At 71.2% G+C, this 6,535-nt stretch carries 7 protein-coding genes and 1 pseudogene; 3 read left to right on the forward strand and 5 right to left on the reverse strand.

The window, feature by feature from the left end; all coding sequences use genetic code 11:
* Positions 1 to 187: 187 nt before the first annotated feature.
* From AC07NS_RS26575 to AC07NS_RS26585, 3 genes are all read right to left on the reverse strand, one after another.
* Complete coding sequence (locus AC07NS_RS26575) at positions 188 to 424, reverse strand: hypothetical protein (protein WP_494608217.1); 237 nt, start codon at positions 422 to 424, stop codon at positions 188 to 190.
* A 67-nt stretch (positions 425 to 491) separates the two neighbouring features.
* On the reverse strand, positions 492 to 1,388 hold the full coding sequence (locus tag AC07NS_RS26580) for a DMT family transporter (RefSeq protein ID WP_494608219.1): 897 nt from the start codon (positions 1,386 to 1,388) through the stop codon (positions 492 to 494).
* 13 nt (positions 1,389 to 1,401) lie between these two features.
* Positions 1,402 to 2,688, reverse strand: a complete 1,287-nt coding sequence (locus tag AC07NS_RS26585) for an adenosylmethionine--8-amino-7-oxononanoate transaminase (RefSeq protein WP_494608221.1) — start codon at positions 2,686 to 2,688, stop codon at positions 1,402 to 1,404.
* A gap of 78 nt (positions 2,689 to 2,766) precedes the next feature.
* Here AC07NS_RS26585 and bioF point away from each other — a divergent pair, with 78 nt between their 5' ends.
* The 3 genes from bioF to AC07NS_RS26600 are packed head-to-tail and all read left to right on the forward strand — an operon-like array spanning position 2,767 to position 5,479.
* Positions 2,767 to 3,921: an 8-amino-7-oxononanoate synthase gene (gene bioF, locus AC07NS_RS26590; RefSeq protein ID WP_494608223.1), complete on the forward strand. Its 1,155-nt coding sequence runs from the start codon at positions 2,767 to 2,769 to the stop codon at positions 3,919 to 3,921.
* Entirely contained in the window at positions 3,918 to 4,580 is a 663-nt protein-coding gene (bioD, locus tag AC07NS_RS26595) for a dethiobiotin synthase (RefSeq protein WP_494608225.1), read from the forward strand. Before bioF ends, bioD begins: the two co-directional genes overlap by 4 nt.
* A 5-nt stretch (positions 4,581 to 4,585) precedes the next feature.
* On the forward strand, positions 4,586 to 5,479 hold the full coding sequence (locus AC07NS_RS26600; RefSeq protein ID WP_494608227.1) for a Gfo/Idh/MocA family protein: 894 nt from the start codon (positions 4,586 to 4,588) through the stop codon (positions 5,477 to 5,479).
* A 21-nt stretch (positions 5,480 to 5,500) separates the two neighbouring features.
* On the opposite strand, the gene AC07NS_RS26605 is transcribed toward AC07NS_RS26600, so the two are convergent.
* The gene (locus AC07NS_RS26605; protein WP_494608228.1) at positions 5,501 to 5,947 is read right to left on the reverse strand and encodes a toxin-activating lysine-acyltransferase; all 447 of its coding nucleotides are present in this window, start codon (positions 5,945 to 5,947) and stop codon (positions 5,501 to 5,503) included.
* Between the two features lie 78 nt (positions 5,948 to 6,025).
* Positions 6,026 to 6,535 (reverse strand): annotated as a pseudogene (locus AC07NS_RS26610) (hypothetical protein); the annotation flags it as partial.

Consider the following 6,535-nt stretch of genomic DNA (forward strand, 5'->3'; position numbering starts at 1 on the left):
CTGGGACCCAACGAGCTGCGCCCGCCACCCATCAAGCTCGCGCTCGACACCTATCGCAATACACAGGGACCCAGGGGGACTGGGCGCGGCGACAAGGTTCGTGCTCGATAGCCGACGCATTGCGGTTGCCCCTGGGTCCCGGCTCTGCGCTTCGCTTCGGCCGGGATGACGAGAATAGGGACTGCCGTCAGTCCTTCTTGGCGTCCTTGACGGCGCCTTCAAGGTCGCCCGAGCGCACGCCGCCGACCACCTTGTCCTTCTTGCCTTCCTTCTTCAGCTCCTTGTCGCCGGTGAGCGTGCCGACGGCGGACTCGACCTTGCCCGTGGTCTTCTGGGTCTTGCCGGCGTCCTTGTCGCAGGCGGACAGGCCCAGCAGGGCGACGGCGGTGATGGCGGCGAGGGAAAGCGGACGGGTCAGGTTCATGCGGTGAAGCTCCATGTGTGGAAGCTCAACGCGCCTTGCCGCGCTTTGGTTCGCCCTGCCTGGAGCCTCAGGCCGGCTCGACGACCGGCGGAGTCTTCTTCTCGGTCAGCGCCACCAGGGCCACGCCCAGCATGGTCGCGCCGCCGCCGATGACCAGTTGCGGCGACAGGTCATCACCCATGAACAGCACCCCGATCGTGCACGAGACCAGCGGCGTCAGCAGGAAATAGGGCGTCACCCGCCCGGCCTCGCGCCGCTGCACCAGCCAGAACAGCAAGGCGCTGGCGCCGATGGTCGAGACCACGCCGGCGAACACCACGCAGGCCCAGGCGATCGGCGGGGCGGCCGTCACGCGAGGGATCACGTCCGGCTCGAAGGCGAAGGACAGGGCGATCAGGGCCGGGGCGGCGACCAGGGCCGTCATGCCCTGCACCTTCAGCGGCTTCACGCCCGGCGTCTTGCGCACCAGCACCGTGGCCACCGCCCAGATCGCGGCGGCGATGACACCCAGCACGATGGCCGGCAGGTCGGCCGCGCCGTGGGGGTCCAGGCTCATCCAGGCCACGCCGGCGAAGGCGACGGCCAGCCCGGCGACGGCCGGCATGCGCATGGTCTCGCCCAGCATGCGCCAGGCGAACAGGGCCGTGAACGGGATCCACAGCTGGGTGGCCACCACCAGCGGGCTCAGCGACCTGGCCATGCCGAACGCCAGATAGATGATCCCGAAGTGAATCGGCCCCGACAGCAGCACGATCGCCAGCAGCCGCTTCCAGTCCGGGAACGGCGGCCGCACGAACGGGAACAGGAAGGCCAGGGCCAGCGCGAAGCGCAAACCGCCCACCATCATCGGCGGCAGGGCGGCGGTCGCCACCTTGGCCGCGGCGTTGTTCAGCCCCCAGGTCATGATGATCGCCAGGATCGCGAGACGCTCGAGCGTCGTCAGGGGGCCGGTGGAGGCGGACATGGGGCCGCTTGGATCAGACCCCGCCGGTTCCTTCAACCCCGCCAGCGCCAATGACCTCGCGAACGGCCGACAGCAGGATCTCGAGATCCGCGTCGGGCGTCGTGAAGGCCGGGGTCAGATAGACCACCTTGCCCATCGGCCGGATCCAGGCGCCCTTGGCCGCGAAGGCCTGGCACAGCGCCCCGACGGCCACCGGCGAGGCGAACTCGACCACCCCGATCGCCCCCAGCACCCGCACGTCGACGACGCCCGGCGCGCCGCGGCACGGCTCCAGCCCGGCCTTCAGCGCGGCCGATATCCGCGCCACGTCGGTCTTCCAGGTTCCAGCCTCGAACAGGTCGAGCGAAGCGTTGGCGGCCGCGCAGGCCAGCGCATTGCCCATGTAGGTTGGCCCATGCATCAGGGCCGCGCCGGCGTCGTCGGACCAGAAGGCCTCGAACACCCTGCGCGAGGCCACGGCCGCCGACAGCGGTAGCGTGCCGCCAGTCAGGGCTTTCGACAGGGTGACGATGTCGGGCTCGATCCCGGCCGCCTGCATGGCGAAAAGCTCGCCGGTGCGGCCAAAACCGGTGAAGATCTCGTCGAAGATCAGCAGAACGCCATGCTTGTCAGCCAGACGGCGCAGACGGCGCAGCACTTCCGGATCGTGAAACAGCATGCCGCCCGCGCCCTGCACCAGGGGCTCGGTCAGCATGGCGGCGATCTCACCGCCCCGCTCGGCCAGCAGGGCGTCGAGCGCGGCCTCGCCGGCGTCGTCCAGCGGCAGGTCGGCGATCACCTGGCTCGGCATCACGCCCGAGAACAGGCTGTGCATCCCCTCCTCCGGGTCGCAGACCGTCATCGTCGCCAGGGTGTCGCCATGATAGCCGCCGCGGAACGACAGGAAGCGCGTGCGGCCCGTCTCGCCGCGATTGATGTGGAACTGCAGCGCCATCTTCATGGCGATCTCGACCGAGACCGAGCCGGACTCGGCGAAGAACACGTGGTTCAGCTCGCCCGGCAGGATCGCCGCCAGCCGCGCGGCCAAGCGATAGGCGGGCTCATGCGCCAGGCCGCCGAACATGACGTGGGGCATGGCCTCCAGCTGCTCGCGCACGGCGGCGGCGATGTGGGGGTGGTTGTAGCCGTGACAGGCCGTCCACCAGCTGGCGATGCCGTCGACCAGTTCACGCCCGTCGGCCAGCACGATCCGCGAACCGTGCGCGCGCACCACCGGAAGCGGCGCCGGGGCCGTCTTCATCTGGCAGTAGGGCCGCCAGACGTGGTTTGCGCCTTCGGTGAGCCAGTCGGGGGTGCTCATGACGATCCTTCGTTGCGCCGGCGGGGTGGCTTGCCTAGAGCGTCCCGGCCCCCAAGGGCAAACGGGAACTGAATCGGCATGCACAGTCTGGACGCCTTCGCGAGCGGCAAGCTCGCGGCCCTGGAGGCCATGAGCCTGCGCCGCCGCCTGAAGCCCACCCGCCGCCTGCCCGGCGCGATCGTCGAGCGTGACGGCAGGCGGCTGCTGTCCTTCTCCTGCAACGACTATCTGGGCCTGTCGCAGCATCCCGCCGTCATCGCCGCCGCCCAAGCCGCGGTGGCGGAGTACGGCGCGGGCTCCGGCGCCTCGCGGCTCGTCACCGGCGACAGCCCGCTGATCTCTGAACTTGAGAGCCGCCTGGCCCGTCTGAAGGGAACCGAGGCCTGCGTCGTGTTCGGCTCCGGCTATCTGGCCAACACGGGGGTGATCCCGACCTTCGCGGGCAAGCAGGACGTCGTCTTCGTCGACGAACTGGCCCACGCCTGCATCTGGGCCGGGGCGCAGCTCTCCGGCGCCAAGGTCGTGTCCTTCCCGCACAACGACAGCGACGCCCTGGCCGAACTGCTGGCCGAGCACCGCTCGACCTTCCGCCACGCCATCGTCGCCACCGACGGGGTGTTCTCGATGGACGGCGATGTCGCGCCGCTGGACTGGCTGTCGGCGGTCTGCGAGGCCAACGACGCCTGGCTGCTGGTCGACGACGCCCACGGCGTCGGCGTGCTGGGCCAGGGCAAGGGTACGGCCGCCCTGTTCCCCGACGCGGTGATCCCGCTGCAGATGGGCACGCTGTCCAAGGCCCTGGGCTCCTACGGCGGCTATCTGTGCGCTTCGCAGAGCGTGGTCGACTTCCTGAAGACCCGGGCTCGCACCGTCGTCTACACCACCGGCCTGCCGCCGGCCTCGGCCGCCGCCGCCATCGCCGCCCTCGACCTGATCGAGGCCGATCCCGCCTTCGCCGCCGAGCCCCTGCGCAAGGCCAGGCTGTTCACCCAGGCCGCCGGCCTCCCGCGCGCCGAGAGCCCGATCGTTCCGGTGGTGATCGGCGAGGCCGATGCGGCCCTCGCCGCCTCCACCGCCCTGGAGGCCGAAGGCTTCCTGGTCGTGGCCATCCGGCCGCCCACCGTACCGGCCGGCACCGCCCGCCTGCGCCTGGCCTTCAGCGCCGACCATCCCGACGATGAGGTCCTGCGCCTGGCCGCCCTCGTCCGTCCCTATGTGGACGCGAAAGCATGACCGCCCTGTTCGTCGCCGGGACCGGCACCGACATTGGCAAGACCCATGTCGCCTGCGCCCTGATCCGGGCCCTGAAGGCCCGAGGCGTCGCGGTCGACGCCTTCAAGCCGGTGGTCAGCGGCTTTGATCCGGCTGATCCGTCCAGCAGCGACCCTGCCCGTTTGGCCGACGCTCTAGGCGATTCCGCCGCCCTGCCCCGCATCTCGCCGCGCCGCTACCGCGCCCCGCTGGCCCCCAATCTCGCCGCCCGGCTGGAGGGCGACACGCTTGCCCTCGAAGACCTCGCCGCCGACTGCCGCGCGGCCCTGGCTGGCAAGCACGACCTGATGCTGGTGGAAGGCGCCGGAGGCGTCATGTCGCCCCTGACCGACGCCGCGACCAATCTCGACCTGATCGCCGCGCTCGACCTGCCGGTGCTGCTGATCGCCGGCTCGCATCTGGGCACGATCAGCCACGTGCTGACGGCCCTCGTGGCGCTGCGGGCCCGGGGCGCGACCATCGCCGCCATCGTCATGAGCGAGAGCCTGGACGCCCCCGATCTCGTCCAGACCGCCGACGCCCTGGCCGCCTTCGAGCGCGAAACGCCGATCTTCCTTGCGCCGCGCGACGAACATTGGGACGCAAAGGACCTCGCGGAGCATTTGGCCAAGGGGCTCTAGACACCATGCGCGTGGCGATGATCGGCCTGGGCGACATCGCCCGCAAAGCCTACCTGCCGGTGCTGGGCGCCCGCCCGGACGTGCAGCTCGCCTTCGTCACCCGCAACACCGCCACGCTCGACGACCTGGGCGCGGCCTGGCGCGTGGACCGGCTGCACGCCGATCTCGACGAGGCCCTGGCCCAGGGGCTCGACGCCGCCTTCGTTCACGCCGCGACCGAGGCCCATCCGGAGATCGTCCGCCGCCTGATCGAGGCCGGCGTGCCCACGCTCGTCGACAAGCCGATCGCCGACACCTTGGCGGAAGCCGAAGCCCTGGTGGACCTGGCGGAGACGCGCGGCGTGTCGCTGGCCGTCGGCTTCAACCGCCGCTTCGCCCCGCCCTATGTGGCCGCCGCCGGCCTGAAGGCGCCGCTGGTGCTGATGCAGAAGAACCGCCGCGCCTATCCCGACGGCCTGCGCCGGGCGGTGTTCGACGACTTCATCCACGCCATCGACACCATCCGCTTCCTGGCCCCGACGGCTAGCGAGGCGCGCATCTCGGGCCATGCGGTCGAGGGCAAGATGCGGCACGCCAGCCTTCACCTGGCCGGCCCAGGCGTCGACGCCTTCGCGATCATGAACCGCGACAGCGGCGCCGACGAGGAGGTGCTGGAGGTCTCGGGCCACGGCGCCAAGCTGCGGGCCGCCGAACTGTCCGACGTCGTCGACTACGCCGGCGGCGAGCGCCTGACCCGGCGCGGCAACTGGACCTCGGTCGGTCGCCAGCGCGGTTTCGAGGGCCTGGTCGAGGCCTTCCTGTCGGCCGTGCGCGAAGGCCGCCGGCTGTCGGCCCTCGACGCTCTGGAGACCCATCGCCTGTGCGAACAGGTCGTCACGGCCCTGACGCCGGCCGCCTAGGCCGGCGCCGAAGCCCCCGCCTCAGGCTTGGGTTTGCGGGGGATAGGAGACGACCACGCGCTGGCCGTCGGCGCCGATGGTGTGGAACTTGAAGGTCTTGCCGGGGAAGACGTTGGCGGCAAGGTCGGCGAGGATCTCGTCCTGGCCGCCGAAGGGGGCGACCAGCTCCATCAGCCAGGGACGATCGCCGGCCTGCCATTCGTCGGCCCGCAGCTTCTTGGCGCCGGCCGCCAGGCGCTCTTCGGTCTCCTCGGAGACGAAGGCCCAGAAGGCCACGGCGGCGGGGCTGTTGGGACCGTTCCAGATGCGGAACTGCTCCAGCAGCACGGCCGGCATGGCGAACCATTCCAGGTCGCCGATGAACAGCTGCTTGTGCACCGGCGACTGGGTCAAGAGCCAGGTGATCTCGCCCAGAACCTGGGACACCGTCTTCTGGGGAGCGGTCGCGGAAGCAGCGCCGTCGGCCATGATCGAAACTCCGTCGGGTCTGCCGGCCCTCCGCGATGGAGGGCCGGCTCTTGTACTCAGGGTGGTAGCAGCTAGGTCCTAGGCCGTCAGCAGCGACTGGGTCGCCTTGAGGCCGGCCGAGGCCGCCAGCGGCGTCTCGCGCGAAGCCCCGTCGCGACTCCACACCGCCGCTCCGCCGCCGGCCTGGCCGCCGAAGCCGGCCATGGCCTGGCGCAGCAGCGCCTGGTTCTGGACCAGCGCCGGGTCGAACGCGCCGGAGGCGGCCAGGCCCGAACCCTGGCCGGGACCGGCGTCCATCGCCGCCAGCCGCGCGGCCAGCGAGCCGCCGCCCAGCAGGTCCGAACCGGCCTCCTGACGCCACCAGGCGCTGGAGGAGGCGTTGGCGCCGCCATAGGCCGAGCCGGTGTCCAGCGGCTCGCCGCCGGCCAGCGAAAGGCCAAGACCGGCGCTGCCGAAGCTCACCCCCAGGCCGGCAGGATCGGCGGCCGAAGCCCCTTGCCCGCCGGCTTGCCCCAGACCGGAGGCGTTCACCGATCGGGCCGCCTGGGCGTAGCCTTTCTCGACCACGTCCTGGCGGGCCTTGGCCGC

Source organism: Caulobacter sp. GW821-FHT10A10 (assembly GCF_059415745.1).